The following is a 17,342-nucleotide window of genomic DNA, read 5'->3' on the forward strand; positions in this document are numbered from 1 at the left end:
CGAGGGTTGCTCGTGATTGTTAGTCCCCAAAAAGCATCAAGAATCCCCGGCATCCGGCTACGCAAGGCCCTGATGGCCAGTGTGGCACTGGTCGGCCTGATGAGCGCGGGCCAGCTGTGGGCATTCAATCTTGACGATGTTGCAGCCAAGGCAAAGGATCTGGCCGGCCAGAAGTACAACGCACCAAAAAGCAATCTGCCGGCAGTATTCCGCGACATGAAGTTCGCGGACTATCAGAAAATTCATTTCCTGCAGGAAAAGGCCGAGTGGGCCAAGGACAAGACCCCGTTCAAATTGTCGTTCTATCACCAGGGCATGCACTTCGACACCCCGGTGAAAATCAACGAGGTCACCACCACCAAGGTCGAGGAAATCAAGTACGACCCGAGCCGCTTCGAGTTCGGTGACGTGCCCCACGACCCGGAAACCACCAAGAACCTGGGTTATGCCGGTTTCCGCGTGCTGTATCCGATCAACAAGGCCGACAAGCAGGACGAGATCATGACCTTGCTTGGCGCCAGCTATTTCCGCGTGGTCGGCAAGGGCCATGTGTATGGCCTGTCGGCCCGTGGCCTGGCCATTGACACCGCGCTGCCGTCGGGCGAGGAATTCCCGCGCTTCACCGAGTTCTGGGTCGAGAAGCCCAAGCCGGCGGACAAGCATCTGGTGATCTACGCCCTGCTGGATTCGCCGCGTTCCACCGGCGCCTACAAGCTGACCCTGCGCCCGGGCAACGACACCGTGGTCGACGTGCAGTCCCGCGTGTTCCTGCGTGACCAGGTGAGCCGCCTGGGCATTGCCCCGCTGACCAGCATGTTCCTGTTCGGCCCTAACCAGCCGTCCAAGGTGCTCAACTACCGTCCGGCCCTGCACGATTCCGAAGGCCTGTCGATTCATGCCGGCAATGGCGAGTGGCTGTGGCGCCCGCTGAACAACCCTAAACACCTGGCCGTGAGCAACTTCAGCGTCGAGAACCCGCGTGGTTTCGGCCTGATGCAGCGTCAGCGCGCCTTCAGCGACTACGAAGACCTCGACGACAACTACCAGAAGCGCCCAAGCGCCTGGATCGAGCCGAAGGGTGACTGGGGCAAGGGCACCGTCGACCTGGTCGAAATTCCGACCGCCGACGAGACCAACGACAACATCGTAGCCTTCTGGAGCCCGGAAAAGCTGCCGGAGGCCGGCAAGCCGATCGAGTACGCCTACCGCCTGCACTGGACCATCGACGAGGCGAAGTTCCAGGCGCCTGAGCTGGGCTCGGTCAAGCAGACCCTGCGCTCCACCGGTGACGTCAAACAGTCCAACCTCATCCGCCAGCCAGACGGCAGCGTGGCCTTCCTGGTCGACTTCGCCGGCCCGGCCCTGGCCGCACTGCCTGAAGACACCGCGGTGCGCAGCCAGATCAGCGTTGGCGACAACGCCGAGGTGGTCGAGAACAATCTGCGCTATAACCCTGAGACCAAGGGCTGGCGCCTGACCCTGCGCCTGAAGGTCAAGGAAGCCAACAAATCGACCGAAATGCGTGCCGCGCTGTTGCGTGATGTGCCGGTCGAGCCCGCCAAACCTGCCCAGGACGCCAAGCAGGACAAGGCCGCAGCCAAGCATGCCAAGGCCGAGAAAGCCGTCAAGGCCGAGCAACCTGCCAAGGCTGAACAACCTGCCGCCGATGCGGCGCCCACCAACGGGACCCCGGCCACCACCGAGAAGGTGCTGACCGAGACCTGGAGCTATCAGTTGCCTGCCGATGAGTAACTCAAACGCAAGGCCAGTATCGCTTGGCGAGTACCTGGCTCACCTACCACTGAGTGACGAGCAACGGGCGGAACTCGCCAGCTGCACGTCGTTCAGTGAGCTGCACCAACGCCTGGCGGCCAACCCGGCCGCCAACGCTGCCGAGGCCGTGCAGGCCTCGGTGGGCCCGCGCCTCACCGTGGGCAGCGCCGCCGAACTGGAAGAGGCCGAAATGCTCGGCGTCGACGGCAGCGGCCGCCTTTGCCTGAAGATCGCCCCGCCGATCAAGCGCACCAAAGTGGTGCCCGAGCCTTGGCGCACCAACGTGCTGATCCGCATGTGGCGGCGCATGACGGGCCGCACCAACGCGCCCCAGCCACCCAAGCGCGAGTTGCCGCCGGCACGCTGGCGCACGGTTGGCTCGATCCGCCGCTACATCCTGCTGACCCTGATGATCGGCCAGACCATCGTCGCCGGTTGGTACATGAAGGGCATCCTGCCGTACCAAGGCTGGTCGTTCGTCGACCTTGACGAAGTCCTCAGCCAGCCGCTGTGGGATACCGTGGTGCAGGTGTGGCCGTATGCCTTGCAAACCTCCATCCTGATCCTCTTCGGCATCCTGTTCTGCTGGGTGTCGGCGGGCTTCTGGACCGCACTGATGGGCTTCCTCGAGCTGCTCACCGGGCGCGACAAATACAAGATTTCGGGCAGCAGCGCCGGCAACGAGCCGATTGCACCCGAGGCGCGTACCGCGCTGGTGATGCCGATCTGCAACGAAGACGTGCCTCGGGTGTTCGCCGGCTTGCGCGCAACGTTCGAGTCGGTGGCCGCCAGCGGCAACCTCGACCGCTTCGACTTCTTCGTGCTCAGCGACACCAATGACACCGACATTGCCGTGGCCGAACAACAGGCCTGGCTGGACGTGTGCCGCGAAACCAAGGGCTTCGGCCGCATCTTCTACCGCCGCCGTCGGCGCCGGGTGAAGCGCAAGAGCGGCAACCTCGACGACTTCTGCCGTCGCTGGGGTGGCGAGTACAAGTACATGGTCGTGCTCGACGCAGACAGCGTCATGAGCGGCGAGTGCCTGAGCAGCCTGGTGCGCCTGATGGAGGCCAACCCGGACGCCGGCATCATCCAGACCGGGCCTAGAGCCTCGGGCATGGACACCCTGTATGCACGCATGCAGCAGTTTGCCACCCGCGTGTACGGCCCGCTGTTTACCGCTGGCCTGCACTTCTGGCAGCTGGGCGAATCGCACTACTGGGGCCACAATGCGATCATCCGCATGAAACCGTTCATCGAGCACTGCGCCCTGGCGCCGTTGCCGGGCAAGGGAGCGTTCGCCGGTGCGATTCTCTCCCACGACTTCGTCGAAGCTGCGCTGATGCGCCGTGCCGGCTGGGGCGTGTGGATCGCCTACGACCTGCCAGGCAGCTACGAAGAGCTGCCGCCCAACCTGCTCGACGAGCTCAAGCGCGACCGTCGCTGGTGCCACGGCAACCTGATGAACTTCCGTCTGTTCCTGGTCAAGGGCATGCACCCGGTACACCGTGCGGTGTTCCTCACCGGGGTGATGTCGTACCTGTCGGCGCCGTTGTGGTTCCTGTTCCTGGTGCTGTCGACGGCGTTGCTGGCGACCAACACCCTGATGGAGCCGCAGTACTTCATCGAACCGTACCAGCTCTACCCGCTGTGGCCGCAGTGGCACCCGGAGAAGGCCGTGGCGCTGTTCTCCACCACTATCGTGCTGCTGTTCCTGCCCAAGCTGCTCAGCATCATCCTGATCTGGGCCAAGGGCGCCGTCGAGTTTGGCGGGCGGATCAAGGTCACCCTGTCGATGCTGATGGAGATGCTGTTCTCCATGCTGCTGGCGCCGGTGCGCATGATCTTCCACACCCGCTTCGTGCTGGCCGCGTTCCTCGGCTGGGCGGCGACCTGGAACTCGCCGCAGCGTGACGACGACTCCACGCCTTGGAGCGAGGCGGTGCGCCGCCATGGGCCGCAAACCCTGCTGGGCATTGCCTGGGCCGCGCTGGTGGCGTGGTTGAACCCGAGCTTCCTGTGGTGGCTGGCGCCAATCGTAGGCTCGCTGGTGCTGTCGATTCCGGTTTCGGTGATCTCCAGCCGCACCCGCCTGGGCCTGGCGGCCAAGGACGAGAAGCTGTTCCTCATCCCCGAGGAATACGCCACCCCGCAAGAGTTGCTGTCCACCGACCAGTACACCCACGAAAACCGCTGGCATGCCCTGCATGACGGCTTCGTGCGGGCCGTGGTCGACCCACGGCAGAACGCCTTGGCCTGCGCCATGGCCACTGCCCGTCATGGCCAGGCGGCGCCGATCGAAGCGCTGCGTGCCGAGCGCGTGGCCAAGGCCATGGAAGTCGGGCCGAAAGGGCTGGACCTCAATACCCGCCTGGCCCTGCTCAGCGACCCGGTGGCGCTGGCGCGCCTGCACGAGCAGGTGTGGGCAGAGCACAATGCGGCGTGGATCGATGTGTGGCGCGCGTCGATCAAAAATGACCCGCACTCGCCGTTGTTGCCGCTGCACCCGGAAAATGAAGGCCAACCGGCGCTCGTCGGCGCCTGATCGGCCTGGGGCCGCTTTGCGGCCCATTCGCCGGCAAGCCAGCTCCCACAGGGATTGCACAAGCCTCTGGCCTGTCTGAATCCTGTGGGAGCTGGCTTGCCGGCGATGAGGGCTCCCCAATCTTCCTGCCTAATCGGATTTTGGCCAACAAAGTCCCCCCCGGCGCTAGGTCCCCGAGCCGCCATGCGTTAGCATCCCATTCCGATACGACGCCTCGGCCGGTACGGCCGTGCCAACACAATAAGATTCGCTACTTTTCTTGCTAGGGGACTTGGTGATGATCAAGCAATACCTTTCGCGACTGCTGGTCGGTGTAACCGCCCTGGTCGCTGTAACTGCGGCCCAGGCAGGCGCCATCGATGACGCGGTCAAGCGCGGCACCTTGAAGGTGGGCATGGACCCGACCTACATGCCGTTCCAGATGACCAACAAGCGTGGCGAGATCATCGGCTTCGAAGTCGACATTCTCAAGGCCATGGCCAAGTCCATGGGCGTCAAGTTCGAGGCAGTGTCTACCGCCTATGACGGCATCATCCCGGCCCTGTTGACCGACAAGTTCGACATGATTGGCAGCGGCATGACCCTGACCCAGGAACGCAACCTGCGCCTGAACTTCAGCGAACCCTTCATCGTGGTTGGCCAGACCCTGCTGATCCGCAAGGAGCTGGCGGGCGAGATCAAGTCGTACAAGGACCTGAACAACGAGAAGTACCGCCTGACGTCCAAGCTGGGCACCACTGGCGAAATGGTTTCCAAAAAGCTGATCGGCAAAGCCAAGTACCACGGCTACGACAACGAACAGGAAGCGGTGATGGACGTGGTCAACGGCAAGGCTGACGCCTTCGTCTATGACGCGCCATACAACGTGGTAGCCGTGGAGAAGGCCGGTGCTGGCAAGCTGCTGTTCCTCGAAGAGCCTTTCACCTACGAGCCGCTGGCCTTTGGCCTGAAGAAAGGCGACTACGACAGCATCAACTTCATCAACAACTTCCTGCACCAGATCAAGCATGACGGGACCTACGATCGTATTCACGACAAGTGGTTCAAGAACAAGGACTGGCTGAAGGACATGGAATAAGGCCCAGGCCACAAGCCCGGCTTTGACCCCGACGCGCAGGCAAACCCTGCGCGTTCGCATTTACGGAAGTACCCCACGTGATCAAACACAAGAAAGCCCAGTGGCCCTGGCACGGGCTGACCGCCCTGGTGCTGGTCGGCCTGGCGATCAGCCTGTACATGGCCACCTCGATGATGTCCTACGAGTGGCGCTGGAACCGCGTACCGCAGTACTTCGCCTACAAGGCCGAGGACGTACAGCGCGCCGCCGGTTATGGCACCGTGCAGGACATCGTCATTGCCGGCGATAACGCCCGCGTCACGCTGAAGGACGAGCAAGGTGACGAGCAGGTGCTCGACGTGGCCAAGGACAGCCTGCAACTGAGCCGCGGCGACGATGTTGCCGAAGGCGACCAGATCGGTGTCACCCGCCACTGGGCAGCCGGCCCGCTGGCCTGGGGCCTGTGGACCACGTTGTGGCTGTCGGTGGTGTCTGGCGCCCTGGGCCTGGTCATCGGCCTGTTCGCTGGCCTGTGCCGGTTGTCCAGCAACCCGACCCTGCGTGACCTTTCGACCGTCTATGTCGAACTGGTGCGTGGCACGCCCCTGCTGGTGCAGATCTTCATTTTCTACTTCTTCATCGGCACCGTGCTCAACCTGTCCCGTGAGTTCGCCGGGGTAGCGGCGTTGGCCCTGTTCACGGGCGCCTACGTGGCTGAAATCGTCCGTGCTGGCGTGCAATCCATCGCCAAGGGCCAGAACGAAGCCGCCCGCTCGCTGGGCCTGAACGCTGGCCAGTCGATGCGCCACGTGATCCTGCCGCAGGCTTTCAAACGTGTGCTGCCGCCGTTGGCGGGCCAGTTCATCAGCCTGGTCAAAGACACCTCGCTGGTCTCGGTGATCGCAATCACCGAACTGACCAAGAGCGGCCGCGAGGCCATCACCACCTCGTTCTCGACCTTCGAGATCTGGTTCTGCGTGGCAGGTCTGTACCTGCTGATCAACCTGCCGCTGTCGCACCTGGCCAGCCGGCTCGAGCGGAGGCTTGCGCAAAGTGATTGAAGTCCGTGACCTGCTGAAAGTCTTCGACACCCGTGGCCAAGTGGTACGGGCGGTGGACAACGTCACCACCCAGGTCGCCAAGGGCGAAGTGGTGGTAGTGCTCGGGCCCTCGGGTTCGGGCAAGTCGACCTTCCTGCGCTGCCTCAACGGCCTGGAGCATTTCGACGAAGGCCATGTGGCCATCGACGGCCTGCAACTGGCTGACCCGAAGACCGACATCAACGCCTACCGCCGCGAAGTCGGCATGGTGTTCCAGCACTTCAACCTGTTCCCGCACATGACCGTGCTGGAAAACCTGTGCCTGGCGCAGAAAGTGGTGCGCAAGCGCAACAAGGCCGAGCGTGAAGCCAAGGCCCGGGCATTGCTGGAGAAGGTGGGTATTTCGCAGAAGGCCAACGAGTACCCGTCGCGCTTGTCGGGCGGCCAGCAACAGCGCGTGGCGATTGCCCGTGCCCTGGCGATGGACCCGAAAGTGATGCTGTTCGACGAGCCGACCTCGGCGCTTGATCCGGAAATGGTCGGCGAAGTGTTGGACGTGATGAAGACCCTGGCCCAGGAAGGCATGACCATGGTCTGCGTCACCCATGAAATGGGCTTTGCTCGCGAAGTCGCGGACCGGGTGCTGTTCTTCGACCATGGCAAGCTGCTGGAAGACGCCGCTCCAGGGGCGTTCTTCGATGCGCCAACGGACCCGCGCGCGCAAGCGTTCCTGCGCCAGGTGCTGTAAAAAGCGGGGCGCTTTGCGCCCCAATCGCCGGCAAGCCAGCTCCCACAGGTATGGTGCTGACCTGCTTTTTGTGGGAGCTGGCTTGCCGGCGATTGGGCTGCAAAGCAGCCCCGGTAATCTCAAATGCTGAACCGCCCAACCATCCCCCGCAATTGCTGCCCCAACTGCTCCAGCTCTCCGCTCGAGGCCGCCGTCTGTTCGCTGGCCGCACTGGTCTGATCCGACACATCCCGCACATTGATCACGCTTCGGTTGATCTGCTCGGCCAGATCGCTTCATCGGCCACCACGGCAAAGCCGCGCCCGGCTTCGCCTGCACGGGCCGCCTCGATGGCCGCGTTCAGCGCCAGCAGGTTGGTCTGTTCGGACACCGACTTGATCACGTCAAGGATGCTGCCAATGCGCTGGCTTTCGCCTGCCAGGTGCTGCATGGCCGCCAGGCAATGATCCATCTGCCCGGCCAGTTGCTCGATACGGCCGATGGCTTCGGATACGACCCGGTCGCCCACCTGGGCCTGCTGGTCGGCGTTGGTTGCAGCCAGCGAGGCCTGCTCGGCGTTCTGTGCCACTTCCTGAACGGTGGCGCTCATCTGGTTCATGGCGGTGGCCACCTGGTCGGTTTCTTCGCGCTGCTGGTTGATCTTCAGTTTGGTGTCCTCGCTGCTGGCTGCCAGCTGTGTGGCGGCCTGTGACAGCTGGCCGACGCCTTGGTCGATACCCCCGATAAGCTCGCGCAGGCTCAAGGTCATCTCACGCATGCGGCTTTGCAACTGGCCCATCTCGTCACGGCGTTGCACCGCGTCAACCTGGCTCAGGTCGCCTTTGGCTATGCGTGCAGCCACGGCCAGCGTCTGGCGCAACGGCTGGGTGATCTGCAAGGTGATCAGCCAGGCGGCCAACACCCCCATTGCGAGTGCCAGCAGCGCTACGCCGGTCAGCAGCGAGCGGGCGGCCAATGCTTCGCTGTCGCGCTGTTCGCTCTTGCGTTCACCCAGTTGCACGCTCACTGCGGCCAGTTCATCGCCCATTTTCTCCATCGCATTCTGCAGTTGCTCAACCCGCACGGCGGCGCGGCGGTACTGGTCCAGGCTGGCCCGGTAACTTGCCAACTCGGTACCGGGTTGCTCGGTGAGCGCGTGTGGCAAGCCCAGCGGCTCGAGGTTTTGTAGCAATTGCCCAAGGCTGGTATCGGCGGCGTCCAGCGCACGTTCACCCACCCGTGTGAATTCCTCGACGGGTGAGAAGGTCTAGGCCGGCATCAGGCTTTGCTGGTTAGCGCCATCGACATGCCGGGTGAAGGTATCCATCAGGCTCAGTACGGCACTGCGCTGGCTGTCGGTCGACATGTTCAGCAAGGCCTGGGCCTGTAGATTCTCGATGACCTCGTTTAGCTTATGTTCCTGTGCCTGCATGGTTTCGCGCAGGGCAGTACGGTCAATGACGCTGCGTTGCAGCTCGCTGAAGGTGTCGCGCAGGCGCTGCAGCATCGCCAGCTTCTCGCTCAGTAACTGGCGAGATTCATCAACGTTGCTGCGTTGCTGCAGCGTGGTCAGCATGGCGTTCAGCTGGTCAAGGATGCGGGTAACTTGTGCTTTGCTGGCGTCGTCGTTAAGCACGCGATACGTGATGCGCTCTGCGCGCAGGTCTTTGGTGAAGTCGTTGATCAGGCCTATCTCGCTCAGCTGTTCCGAGCGGGTAATGGCGCCATCCAGTGCGCGCCAGCCGCTGAGGGTGGTGGCCAGGGTAAGCAGCAGGACCACGGCAAAGCCGAGGGCCAGCTTGGCAGCGACACTGATGTTGCCGAGCTTGCGGTTGAGGTATCCGAGCATGATGGGGCTCCGTCCATTCGAGAAAGGGGATGCAAGCGCATTGCTGGCATCTCACCTCTGCCAGTCGGCAGCGGAGCTATAGGACTTGACCTGAAAACCGGGTAGGAAATTTCGCTGCGAACTGTAGGAAGGTTATGCCTGCACTGGCCTCTTCGCGGGCCAACCCGCTCCTACAGGTACTGCTCAGCCCTTGAAGCCTGCGCGATACCTGTGGGAGCGGGTTTACCCGCGAAGAGGCCAGTACAGGTGATCCATCCCTCAGATCAAAGTTTGAACCGCCCCACCAACCCCTGCAGGTGGGTCCCCAGCCGAGCCAGCTCCACACTCGAACTGGCCGTCTCTTCACTGGCCGCTGACGTCTGGTCGGATATATCCCGCACATTCATCACGCTGCGGTTGATCTCTTCGGCCACGGCCGTCTGTTCCTCGGCTGCCGTGGCAATCTGCTGGTTCATCGCCTGGATCGACGACACGGTGCGGGTAATGGTCTCCAGCGAGCTGCCAGCGCGGCGGGTCAGCTCGACGCTGCTGTCGGTCAGCTGGCGGCTGTTGTCCATCACGCTGGCCACCCGTTGGGTGCCGCTTTGCAGGCCGGCAATCAGTTCTTCGATCTCTTCCGTCGACTGCTGGGTGCGCTGGGCCAGGCTGCGTACTTCATCGGCCACCACGGCAAAACCACGGCCGGCCTCGCCGGCACGGGCGGCTTCGATAGCCGCGTTAAGGGCCAGCAGGTTGGTCTGCTGGGCCACCGACTTGATCACGTCGAGCACGCTGCCGATCTTGTCGCTCTCGGCCTTGAGCTGGTTCATCGCTTCGCTGGAGTTGATCACTTCACCCGCCAACCGCTCGATCTGCGCCACAGCCTCACCCACGACCCGGTCGCCTTCGCGGGCCTGCTGGTCGGCCATCAAGGCGGCTTCCGAGGCCTGTTCGGCATTGCGTGCCACTTCGTGCACGGTGGCCGTCATCTGGTTCATGGCGGTCGCCACCTGGTCGGTTTCGACCTTCTGGTTGTTGACCCCGGCGCTGGTCTGCTCAGTCACCGCCGACAGTTCTTCTGCGGCGCTGGCGATCTGCGAGACCCCGTCACCGATGCCGCCAATCAGCTCGCGCAGGCCTTGGGTCATGCGCTGCATGCTCGCTTGCAGCTGGCCCAGTTCGTCACGGCGGTTTACCTGCAGGTTCTGGGTCAGGTCGCCACTGGCTACCCGCTCGGCGGCGCGCAGGGTCTGGCGCAGGGGGATGATGATCTGCCGGGTAATGGCCCAGGCCGCCAGCAGGCCAAGGGCCAGGGCCAGCCCGGTGGCCACGGCGAGCAGGGTCTTGGCCTGGGTGGCCCCGGCGTCACGCACGGCGGTCTGTGAGGTGGTCATCGCCTGGCTGGTCTGCAGCAGCAACGTGCCTTGCTCGGCCATGTGCTGCAGGGCCTGCTCGCTGGCGGCCTGGGCATTGCCGAACTGGGTGACTGCATCGCGGTAGCCACCCATGGCGGTGGCGGCATCGTCGAGACCGGCGGCATGTTCGGCAGGCACTTTGGCTGGCAATGCACGCAGCTCGGCCAGGGCCTGGTCGATGGCCTTCAGCGCCGTTTGCTGGTACTCGGTATTGCCGCTGTAGGTGTAGCCCCGTACCTGGAAACGCGCTTGTTGCAGCAGGGCACTGACATCTACCGCGTGCTGGTACTGGTTGATATCGCCACCTTGCAGCAGGCCCCGCTGCACCCGGCCGATCAGCTCTGCAGCCTTGTCGGCGCTGTCGCCGAGCACGCTACGGCTGGCCTCGCGGCGCTGGCCGGCCTGCTTCAGCTCGTTGAATGCCTGCTGGTAGATGCGCACGGCCTCGCGCTGCTGCTCCAGGCGCTGGCGGTCGGTGGGGTTTTCGATCTGCCCGAGCATCAGCTGCACCTGGCGGTCAAGGTTGGCCAGGGCTTTTTCCAGCTCGGCCACCGATGCGTCATCACTGCGGCGCTCGTAATGCTGGCGGGCAATGCGCAGTTCCTGGGTGTACTGCTGGATGACCGAGATGTTACCCAACTTGTCGCCACGGTCGATGATGCTGTCCATGCCGTGCCAGCCGGCCAGGGTAATAGCCAGGGTCAACAGCAGCACCAGGCCGAAACCCAGCCCCAGTTTGCGATTCACGCTCACATTGCCCAGCGATTGGGCTAACCATTGATACATGTACGACTCCCCGGCGGCTTGGCAGCACAAATAATTGTTGTGTTGCCAAGGCCATCGGCCCGGGAGGGGGAAACTTGATGGGCGAAAAAGTGGCGTTTACGTCAGAAAATACGCGAAAGCAGCGCAGTGACGGCAGTCTCTACCCGCAGGATGCGATCACCCAGCTGCACCGGTGCCAGGCCAGCCTTGCCCAACAGGTCAATTTCGTAGGGGATCCAGCCGCCTTCGGGGCCGATGGCCAGGGTTACGGCTTGTTCCACGGCACGCGGGCAGGCGGGGTAAGGGCCGGGGTGGCCGACCAGGCCCAGGGTGCCAGCGGCGATGGCGGGCAGGCGGTCTTCGACGAAAGGCTTGAAGCGTTTCTCGATGATCACCTCGGGCAGCACCGTGTCACGCGCCTGTTCCAGGCCGAGGATCAGGTTGTCGCGAATGCTCTCGGGCTGCAGAAAGGGCGTTTGCCAGAAGCTTTTCTCGACTTTGTAACTGTTCACCAGGATCAGCCGTGATACGCCGAGGGTGGCCACCGTCTGGAACAGCCGCCGCAGCATTTTCGGCCGCGGCACTGCCAGCACCAGGGTCAACGGCAGCTTGGCCGGTGGCTGCTGGTCGAAGACCACTTCAAGTTCGGCCTCGTGCTGTTCCAGGCGCAGCACCGTGGCTTTGCCCATCAGGCCGTTGATTCGGCCCACGCGCAGGTTATCGCCCACCGCTACGCGGTGGATCTCCTGCATGTGGGTGAAGCGCCTGTCAGCGAGAACGACGCGGTCGGCCGAGACGAAGTCGGCCTCTTCAAGAAGCAACAGATTCACGGTTGGGTCGCTGGTGGCTGGTCGTTGTGGTCGTTGGCTGCTTCGTCGTGGGCGCTACGCTTGCGGATCAGGCTGCCGCACAGCACGCCGACCTCGAACAGTAGCCACATGGGTACGGCCAGCAGGGTCTGGGAGAAGATGTCCGGCGGGGTGAGGACCATGCCGACCACGAAGCAGCCGATGATCACGTAAGGGCGGATCTTCTTCAGGTACTTCACGTCGACCACGCCTATCCACACCAGCAACACCACCGCCACCGGGATTTCGAAGGCCACGCCAAAGGCGAAGAACAGCGTCATCACGAAGTCGAGGTAGTTGGCGATGTCGGTCATCATTGCCACGCCTGCCGGGGTGGCGGCGGCAAAGAACTTGAACATCAGCGGGAACACCAGGAAATAGGCAAAGGCCATACCGGCGTAGAACAGCAGAATGCTCGACACCAGCAGCGGAATGGCAATGCGCTTTTCATGGCGGTACAGCCCTGGCGCGATAAAGCCCCAGATCTGCTGAAGGATGAACGGGATGGCCAGGAACAGCGACACGATCATGGTCAGCTTGAACGGCGTAAGGAACGGCGAGGCCACGTCAGTGGCGATCATCGTCGCGTTGGCCGGCAAATGGTCGCGCAGCGGCGCCGACACCAGGGTGTAGATCTGCTGGGCGAAGGAAAACAGCCCGGCAAAGATCAGGAAAATGACGGCAACGCAGCGCAGCAGGCGGGTGCGCAGTTCGGTCAGGTGCGAGACCAGCGGCATCGGCTGGTCGTGTTCCGGATTCTCGCTCATGGGGCTCGCGGCGGTTGAGGCGGTTCAGAGGGTACGGCCGGGGCAGCAGGTGCTTCGACCGGCCTGGCTTCGAGCCCGGCAGGTGGCTGCACGCTGGCCGTGGTTACCGGCGGCTGCGCGGGTGGCGTCATCGGGTTGAGGATGCGCTTGGCTTCCTCTTCCATCTGCAGGATGTGCTCGTTGTGCAGCTGGCGGCGGATGTCGTCGGCGCCGATTTCGCGCTCCACTTCCATCTTGATGCTGTTGAAGCTGCGTTTGAGCCGGCCAATCCACAGGCCTGCCGTGCGCGCGGCACCGGGCAGGCGCTCGGGGCCGAGCACCAGCAGGGCGACCAGACCTACGAGCAGCAGCTCGCTGAAACTGATGCCGAACATGGGTCAGTCTTTCCGTTGCGGCTCTTGGACCGGTTGGGCCTGGCCTTCGATGGTGTGGCCTTGTTGCGGCTGGGCAGTGTTTTGCACCGGCGGCACAGGCTGGGCAGGCGGCGGCGTTTGCTCGGCCGGCTTGGTCTCTTCTTCGTTCATGGCCTTGCGGAAGCCCTTGATCGACTCGCCCAGGTCACTGCCGAAGTTTTTCAGCTTCTTGGTGCCGAACACCAGGACCACGACAACCAGCAGGACGATCCAGTGTTTCCAGTCAAAAATACCCATGATGCTCTCCTAGAATGCGTTGTGCTCAAGCCGAAGGCTGTCGAGCGGCCTTTTCATCATGCCCGGACAAGCCGAAACGGCGATCCAGCTCGTCGAGCACGGCTTGTGGATGCTGGCCCAGCGCGCTGAGCATCACCAGGCTATGAAACCACAGGTCGGCGGTTTCGTAGATGACATCGCTGTAATCCTTGCTGACGGCAGCGTCCTTGGCGGCAATGATCGTTTCGACCGACTCTTCGCCGAGCTTTTCGAGGATCTTGTTCAGGCCCTTGTGGTACAGGCTGGCTACGTAGGAGCTGTCAGGCGCCGCTTGCTTGCGTTCTTCAAGCACTTCGGCCAGGCGGTTGAGGGTGTCGCTCATGTCAGTGTCCTGCGCTGTAGATGGCATCCGGGTCCTTCAGGACCGGGTCGACGATTTTCCACTGGCCGTCTTCAAAGACGCGGTAGAAGCAGCTTTCACGGCCGGTATGACAGGCGATATGGCCCAGTTGCTCGACCATCAGGATGATCACGTCGGCGTCGCAGTCCAGACGCAGCTCATGCAGCTTTTGCACATGCCCGGACTCTTCGCCTTTACGCCACAGCTTGCCACGCGAACGCGACCAGTAAATGGCGCGCTGTTCGGTGGCGGTCAGCGCCAGCGATTCGCGGTTCATCCAGGCCATCATCAGCACGCGTCCGGTCTTGTGGTCCTGGGCGATTGCCGGTACCAGGCCATCGCTGTTCCACTTGATCTCGTCCAGCCAGTCTTTCATCGTCGACTCCAAAGCGGGCCCGCTCCTGTATCGGGCCCTTTGCGCTAGTGTGCCAGCCACAGGCGCGGCTGGCTATTGGCGCACGATCAGGTAAAGGCCTGCGGCCAGCATCAGCCAGGCCGGCCAGGCTGCTGGGGCGGCCAGGCTGGCGGCCTCGGCAGCGCCAGCAGCCAGCACCGCGCCGCCACCGAGCAGGCCGGCGCCCAGCAGGCGCAGGGCCCAGCGGTCACCCTGGCGGCGGCGTTCCGGCATTTGCGGATCGTGCAGGTGCGGTTGCGACAGGCGTTCGAGCAGGTCGCGGGCCATGTTGGTCAGGTGCGGCAACTGCTCGACCTGCCCATGAATGTTGCCAAGCACGGCCTTGGGGCTGTAGCGGTCGCGCATCCAGCGTTCGAGGTAGGGTTTGGCGGTGCTCCACAGGTCCAGGTCGGGGTACAGCTGGCGGCCCAGGCCCTCGATGTTGAGCAGGGTCTTCTGCAGCAGCACCAGCTGCGGCTGCACTTCCATGTTGAAGCGCCGCGCGGTCTGGAACAGGCGCATCAGCACCTGGCCGAAGGAAATATCCTTTAACGGTTTTTCGAAGATCGGCTCGCACACAGTGCGGATCGCCGCTTCGAATTCGTTGACCTTGGTGTGCGCCGGCACCCAGCCCGAGTCGATGTGCAACTCGGCGACGCGGCGATAGTCACGCTTGAAGAAGGCAAACAGGTTACGCGCCAGGTAGTCCTGGTCCTCGGCGGTCAGGCTGCCGACGATGCCGCAGTCGATGGCGATGTACTGCGGGCTCCACGGCTTGACCGTGCTGACAAAGATGTTGCCCGGGTGCATGTCGGCATGGAAGAAGCTGTCGCGGAATACCTGGGTGAAGAATACCTCTACGCCTCGCTCGGCCAGCAGCTTCATGTCGGTACGCTGGTCGGCCAGGGTGGCCATGTCGGTCACCGGTACGCCGTAGATGCGTTCCATCACCAGTACTTTAGGGCGGCACAGGTCCCAGTAGACCTGCGGCACGTACATCAACTCGGAGCCTTCGAAATTGCGCCGCAGCTGGCTGGCGTTGGCAGCCTCGCGCAGCAGGTCGAGCTCGTCGTAGATGGTTTTTTCGTAGTCACCGACGATTTCCACCGGGTGCAGGCGGCGGGCATCGGCCGAGGCGCGTTCGGCGGCCTTGGCAATCAGGAACAACCAGGCCAGGTCTTGGGCGATTACAGGCTTCAGGCCCGGGCGCACCACTTTGACTACCACCTCTTCGCCCGTCTTGAGGCGTGCGGCGTGTACCTGGGCCACCGAGGCCGAGGCCAGCGGCTCGACATCGAAGCGGCTGAACACCTCGCCAACCTTCGCGCCCAGCTGCGCTTCAATCAATGCCACGGCCTGTTTCGGGTCGAACGGCGGCACGCGGTCCTGCAGCAGCATCAGCTCGTCGGCGATGTCGGTGGGCAGCAGGTCGCGGCGGGTGGACAGCAACTGCCCGAACTTGATGAAGATCGGCCCCAGGTCCTGCAGCGCCAGGCGCAGGCGCGCGCCACGGCTGAGCTCGGTGGGCTTGCGCGGCAGCCAGCGCCACGGCATCAGCAGGCGCAGGCTGGCCAGCCACCAGGGCAGCAAGGGCTGTTCGAACAGCAGGTCATCGAGACGGTAGCGAATCACCACGCGCTGGATGCGAAAAAGACGGCGGACGGCGAGCAGCTTCATGCGTTTTCGCTGGTATCAAGGGATCGGGAGAGGCGCTTGATGCGCGCCTCGAGGCGTTCTGTATCGAGCTTCAGGGCATCGAGTTCGCTGAAGGCGGCTTCGGCTTCGCGCTTGCCTACCAGGGTGCGGGACTCTTCGGCCAGGTACTCGGAAAGGTTCTGGCTGAAGCGCGCCAGGCCCTGACGGGTCCAGCGTGCACGCAGGCGGATGTGGCCTGCCAGCAGCGCCGTGGCGACCGGACCGAGCCAGCGTTGCAGTTCGTGCTCCCAGTCCAGCTCCAGGTCCTGCAGCACGCCAAACAGGTCGAGCAGCACGGCGCTGTCGCCATGCAGTTCGACCTGCGGGCTGTGCAGTACGGCGGTCTTGTCCCTGGCCAAGGCCAGTTGCGCCAGGCTGCCGGCCGGTGCGCGCAGGCTGCAGTCGACTTCGCCTTCCCAGTGGGCGGCGAGCATCAGGCCGTCTTCATCGGGCAGGATGAAGACCTGCAGGGCCGGTTGGCGGCAGTCGATCTCGATGACCTTGCCTTCCAGCGCGGCCAGCCGCGGCAGGGCCGTGCTGTCCATGCGCAGGACGCGGTTCAGGCCATGTTCGACGCTGGCGAGCAGCCCGGCCAGCAACATCAGGGTTTGATCCCCCGGTGCACGGCAACGATGCCGCTGGTCATGTTGTGGTAGGTGACGCGGTCGAAACCGGCCTCGACCATCATGCTCTTCAGGGTTTCCTGGTCCGGGTGCATGCGGATCGATTCGGCGAGGTAACGGTAGCTTTCGGAGTCGTTGGTGATCAGCTTGCCGGCCAGCGGCATGAAGGCGAACGAGTAGGCGTCGTAGGCCTTGGACATCAGCTTGCTGGTCGGTTTGGAGAATTCCAGGATCAGCAGGCGGCCACCGGGCTTGAGCACGCGCAGCATCGAACGGATGGCTTCGTCCTTGTGGGTGACGTTGCGCAGGCCGAAAGCGATGGTCACGCAGTCGAAGTGGTTGTCCGGGAACGGCAGTTTTTCGGCGTCGGCCTGGACGAACTCGATGTTGCCGGCCACGCCACGGTCGAGCAGGCGGTCACGGCCAACCTTGAGCATCGACTCGTTGATGTCGGCCAGTACCACCTGACCCGTCGGGCCGACCAGGCGCGAGAACTTGGCGGCCAGGTCACCGGTGCCGCCGGCGATGTCCAGCACCCGGTTGCCGCTGCGCACGCCCGACAGCTCGATGGTAAAGCGCTTCCACAGACGGTGCATGCCGCCGGAAAGCACATCGTTCATCAGGTCGTACTTGGCTGCCACCGAGTGGAACACTTCGGCGACTTTTTTCGCCTTCTGGCTTTCAGGTACGTCCTGGTAGCCAAAGTGGGTGGTGGGTTCGGCGTGGTCGCCTTTGCGCTGGTCGTTCATATCGCTTCACCGGAAAAAATTACCGCCATTCTAGGGCGAACGGGCGGATTTGTCTTGGCGGGGTGTGCCAGTGGGCAGGGGCGGGCA

At 63.4% G+C, this 17,342-nt stretch carries 15 protein-coding genes and 2 pseudogenes; 5 read left to right on the forward strand and 12 right to left on the reverse strand.

The genetic code is table 11. The features are described from left to right. The first annotated feature begins 12 nt into the window (after window positions 1-12). The 5 genes from JOY50_RS09560 to JOY50_RS09580 all read left to right on the forward strand — a co-directional run bounded on the left by JOY50_RS09560 (window position 13) and on the right by JOY50_RS09580 (window position 7,163). On the forward strand, window positions 13-1,752 hold the full coding sequence (locus JOY50_RS09560; protein ID WP_202877128.1) for a glucan biosynthesis protein G: 1,740 nt from the start codon (window positions 13-15) through the stop codon (window positions 1,750-1,752). Continuing rightward, window positions 1,745-4,318: a glucans biosynthesis glucosyltransferase MdoH gene (gene mdoH / locus JOY50_RS09565; protein WP_132845190.1), complete on the forward strand. Its 2,574-nt coding sequence runs from the start codon at window positions 1,745-1,747 to the stop codon at window positions 4,316-4,318. The genes JOY50_RS09560 and mdoH overlap by 8 nt, the downstream gene beginning before the upstream one ends. Window positions 4,319-4,598: 280 nt before the next feature. After that, window positions 4,599-5,396: a transporter substrate-binding domain-containing protein gene (locus JOY50_RS09570; protein WP_024717349.1), complete on the forward strand. Its 798-nt coding sequence runs from the start codon at window positions 4,599-4,601 to the stop codon at window positions 5,394-5,396. A gap of 77 nt (window positions 5,397-5,473) precedes the next feature. Next, window positions 5,474-6,436 carry an amino acid ABC transporter permease gene (locus JOY50_RS09575; RefSeq protein WP_019472583.1) on the forward strand — a complete coding sequence of 321 codons (963 nt, stop codon included), beginning with the start codon at window positions 5,474-5,476 and terminating at the stop codon, window positions 6,434-6,436. Next, the gene (locus JOY50_RS09580; RefSeq protein ID WP_132845236.1) at window positions 6,429-7,163 is read left to right on the forward strand and encodes an amino acid ABC transporter ATP-binding protein; all 735 of its coding nucleotides are present in this window, start codon (window positions 6,429-6,431) and stop codon (window positions 7,161-7,163) included. The genes JOY50_RS09575 and JOY50_RS09580 overlap by 8 nt, the downstream gene beginning before the upstream one ends. Window positions 7,164-7,282: 119 nt before the next feature. Here the strand turns inward: JOY50_RS09580 and JOY50_RS09585 are convergent. The 12 genes and pseudogenes from JOY50_RS09585 to ubiE form a co-directional block, all read right to left on the reverse strand. After that, a pseudogene (locus JOY50_RS09585) lies at window positions 7,283-8,991 on the reverse strand (methyl-accepting chemotaxis protein). Window positions 8,992-9,254: 263 nt separating this feature from the next. Then, window positions 9,255-10,127: a methyl-accepting chemotaxis protein gene (locus JOY50_RS29245; protein ID WP_405045979.1), complete on the reverse strand. Its 873-nt coding sequence runs from the start codon at window positions 10,125-10,127 to the stop codon at window positions 9,255-9,257. Then, a pseudogene (locus JOY50_RS29250) lies at window positions 10,110-11,171 on the reverse strand (methyl-accepting chemotaxis protein); the annotation flags it as partial. The pseudogene JOY50_RS29250 and the gene JOY50_RS29245, both read right to left, overlap by 18 nt. Before the next feature lie 101 nt (window positions 11,172-11,272). Beyond that, the gene (locus tag JOY50_RS09595; RefSeq protein ID WP_063423339.1) at window positions 11,273-11,980 is read right to left on the reverse strand and encodes a 16S rRNA (uracil(1498)-N(3))-methyltransferase; all 708 of its coding nucleotides are present in this window, start codon (window positions 11,978-11,980) and stop codon (window positions 11,273-11,275) included. Continuing rightward, window positions 11,977-12,765, reverse strand: coding sequence for a twin-arginine translocase subunit TatC (gene tatC / locus JOY50_RS09600; RefSeq protein WP_019472587.1), 789 nt, complete (start codon window positions 12,763-12,765; stop codon window positions 11,977-11,979). The genes JOY50_RS09595 and tatC overlap by 4 nt, the downstream gene beginning before the upstream one ends. Continuing rightward, window positions 12,762-13,139, reverse strand: a complete 378-nt coding sequence (tatB, locus tag JOY50_RS09605; RefSeq protein WP_016489565.1) for a Sec-independent protein translocase protein TatB — start codon at window positions 13,137-13,139, stop codon at window positions 12,762-12,764. The genes tatC and tatB overlap by 4 nt, the downstream gene beginning before the upstream one ends. A gap of 3 nt (window positions 13,140-13,142) precedes the next feature. Then, on the reverse strand, window positions 13,143-13,415 hold the full coding sequence (locus JOY50_RS09610; RefSeq protein WP_016489564.1) for a twin-arginine translocase TatA/TatE family subunit: 273 nt from the start codon (window positions 13,413-13,415) through the stop codon (window positions 13,143-13,145). A 25-nt stretch (window positions 13,416-13,440) separates the two neighbouring features. Continuing rightward, window positions 13,441-13,776 (reverse strand): phosphoribosyl-ATP diphosphatase, encoded by a 336-nt coding sequence (locus JOY50_RS09615; protein WP_016489563.1) that lies wholly within the window; start codon window positions 13,774-13,776, stop codon window positions 13,441-13,443. A gap of 1 nt (window position 13,777) precedes the next feature. Continuing rightward, window positions 13,778-14,170: a phosphoribosyl-AMP cyclohydrolase gene (gene hisI, locus JOY50_RS09620; protein ID WP_019472588.1), complete on the reverse strand. Its 393-nt coding sequence runs from the start codon at window positions 14,168-14,170 to the stop codon at window positions 13,778-13,780. Window positions 14,171-14,242: 72 nt separating this feature from the next. Next, on the reverse strand, window positions 14,243-15,865 hold the full coding sequence (gene ubiB, locus JOY50_RS09625) for a ubiquinone biosynthesis regulatory protein kinase UbiB (RefSeq protein ID WP_132845184.1): 1,623 nt from the start codon (window positions 15,863-15,865) through the stop codon (window positions 14,243-14,245). Beyond that, window positions 15,862-16,485: an SCP2 domain-containing protein gene (locus JOY50_RS09630; RefSeq protein WP_019472590.1), complete on the reverse strand. Its 624-nt coding sequence runs from the start codon at window positions 16,483-16,485 to the stop codon at window positions 15,862-15,864. Before JOY50_RS09630 ends, ubiB begins: the two co-directional genes overlap by 4 nt. Beyond that, entirely contained in the window at window positions 16,485-17,255 is a 771-nt protein-coding gene (ubiE, locus tag JOY50_RS09635; RefSeq protein WP_016501988.1) for a bifunctional demethylmenaquinone methyltransferase/2-methoxy-6-polyprenyl-1,4-benzoquinol methylase UbiE, read from the reverse strand. The genes JOY50_RS09630 and ubiE overlap by 1 nt, the downstream gene beginning before the upstream one ends. Window positions 17,256-17,342 lie beyond the last annotated feature (87 nt).

The organism is Pseudomonas sp. BP01 (assembly GCF_022760795.1).
GTDB classification, from domain to species: Bacteria; Pseudomonadota; Gammaproteobacteria; order Pseudomonadales; family Pseudomonadaceae; genus Aquipseudomonas; species Aquipseudomonas putida_Q.

Coding starts and splice junctions, on each gene's coding strand:
- JOY50_RS09615 (WP_016489563.1), bottom strand. CDS start 13,776: ATGAGCGACACCCTCAACCGCCTGGCCGAAGTGCTTGAAGAACGCAAG.
- hisI (WP_019472588.1), bottom strand. CDS start 14,170: ATGAAAGACTGGCTGGACGAGATCAAGTGGAACAGCGATGGCCTGGTA.
- JOY50_RS09630 (WP_019472590.1), bottom strand. CDS start 16,485: ATGTTGCTGGCCGGGCTGCTCGCCAGCGTCGAACATGGCCTGAACCGC.
- mdoH (WP_132845190.1), top strand. CDS start 1,745: ATGAGTAACTCAAACGCAAGGCCAGTATCGCTTGGCGAGTACCTGGCT.
- ubiE (WP_016501988.1), bottom strand. CDS start 17,255: ATGAACGACCAGCGCAAAGGCGACCACGCCGAACCCACCACCCACTTT.
- JOY50_RS29245 (WP_405045979.1), bottom strand. CDS start 10,127: ATGCAGCGCATGACCCAAGGCCTGCGCGAGCTGATTGGCGGCATCGGT.
- ubiB (WP_132845184.1), bottom strand. CDS start 15,865: ATGAAGCTGCTCGCCGTCCGCCGTCTTTTTCGCATCCAGCGCGTGGTG.
- JOY50_RS09610 (WP_016489564.1), bottom strand. CDS start 13,415: ATGGGTATTTTTGACTGGAAACACTGGATCGTCCTGCTGGTTGTCGTG.
- tatC (WP_019472587.1), bottom strand. CDS start 12,765: ATGAGCGAGAATCCGGAACACGACCAGCCGATGCCGCTGGTCTCGCAC.
- tatB (WP_016489565.1), bottom strand. CDS start 13,139: ATGTTCGGCATCAGTTTCAGCGAGCTGCTGCTCGTAGGTCTGGTCGCC.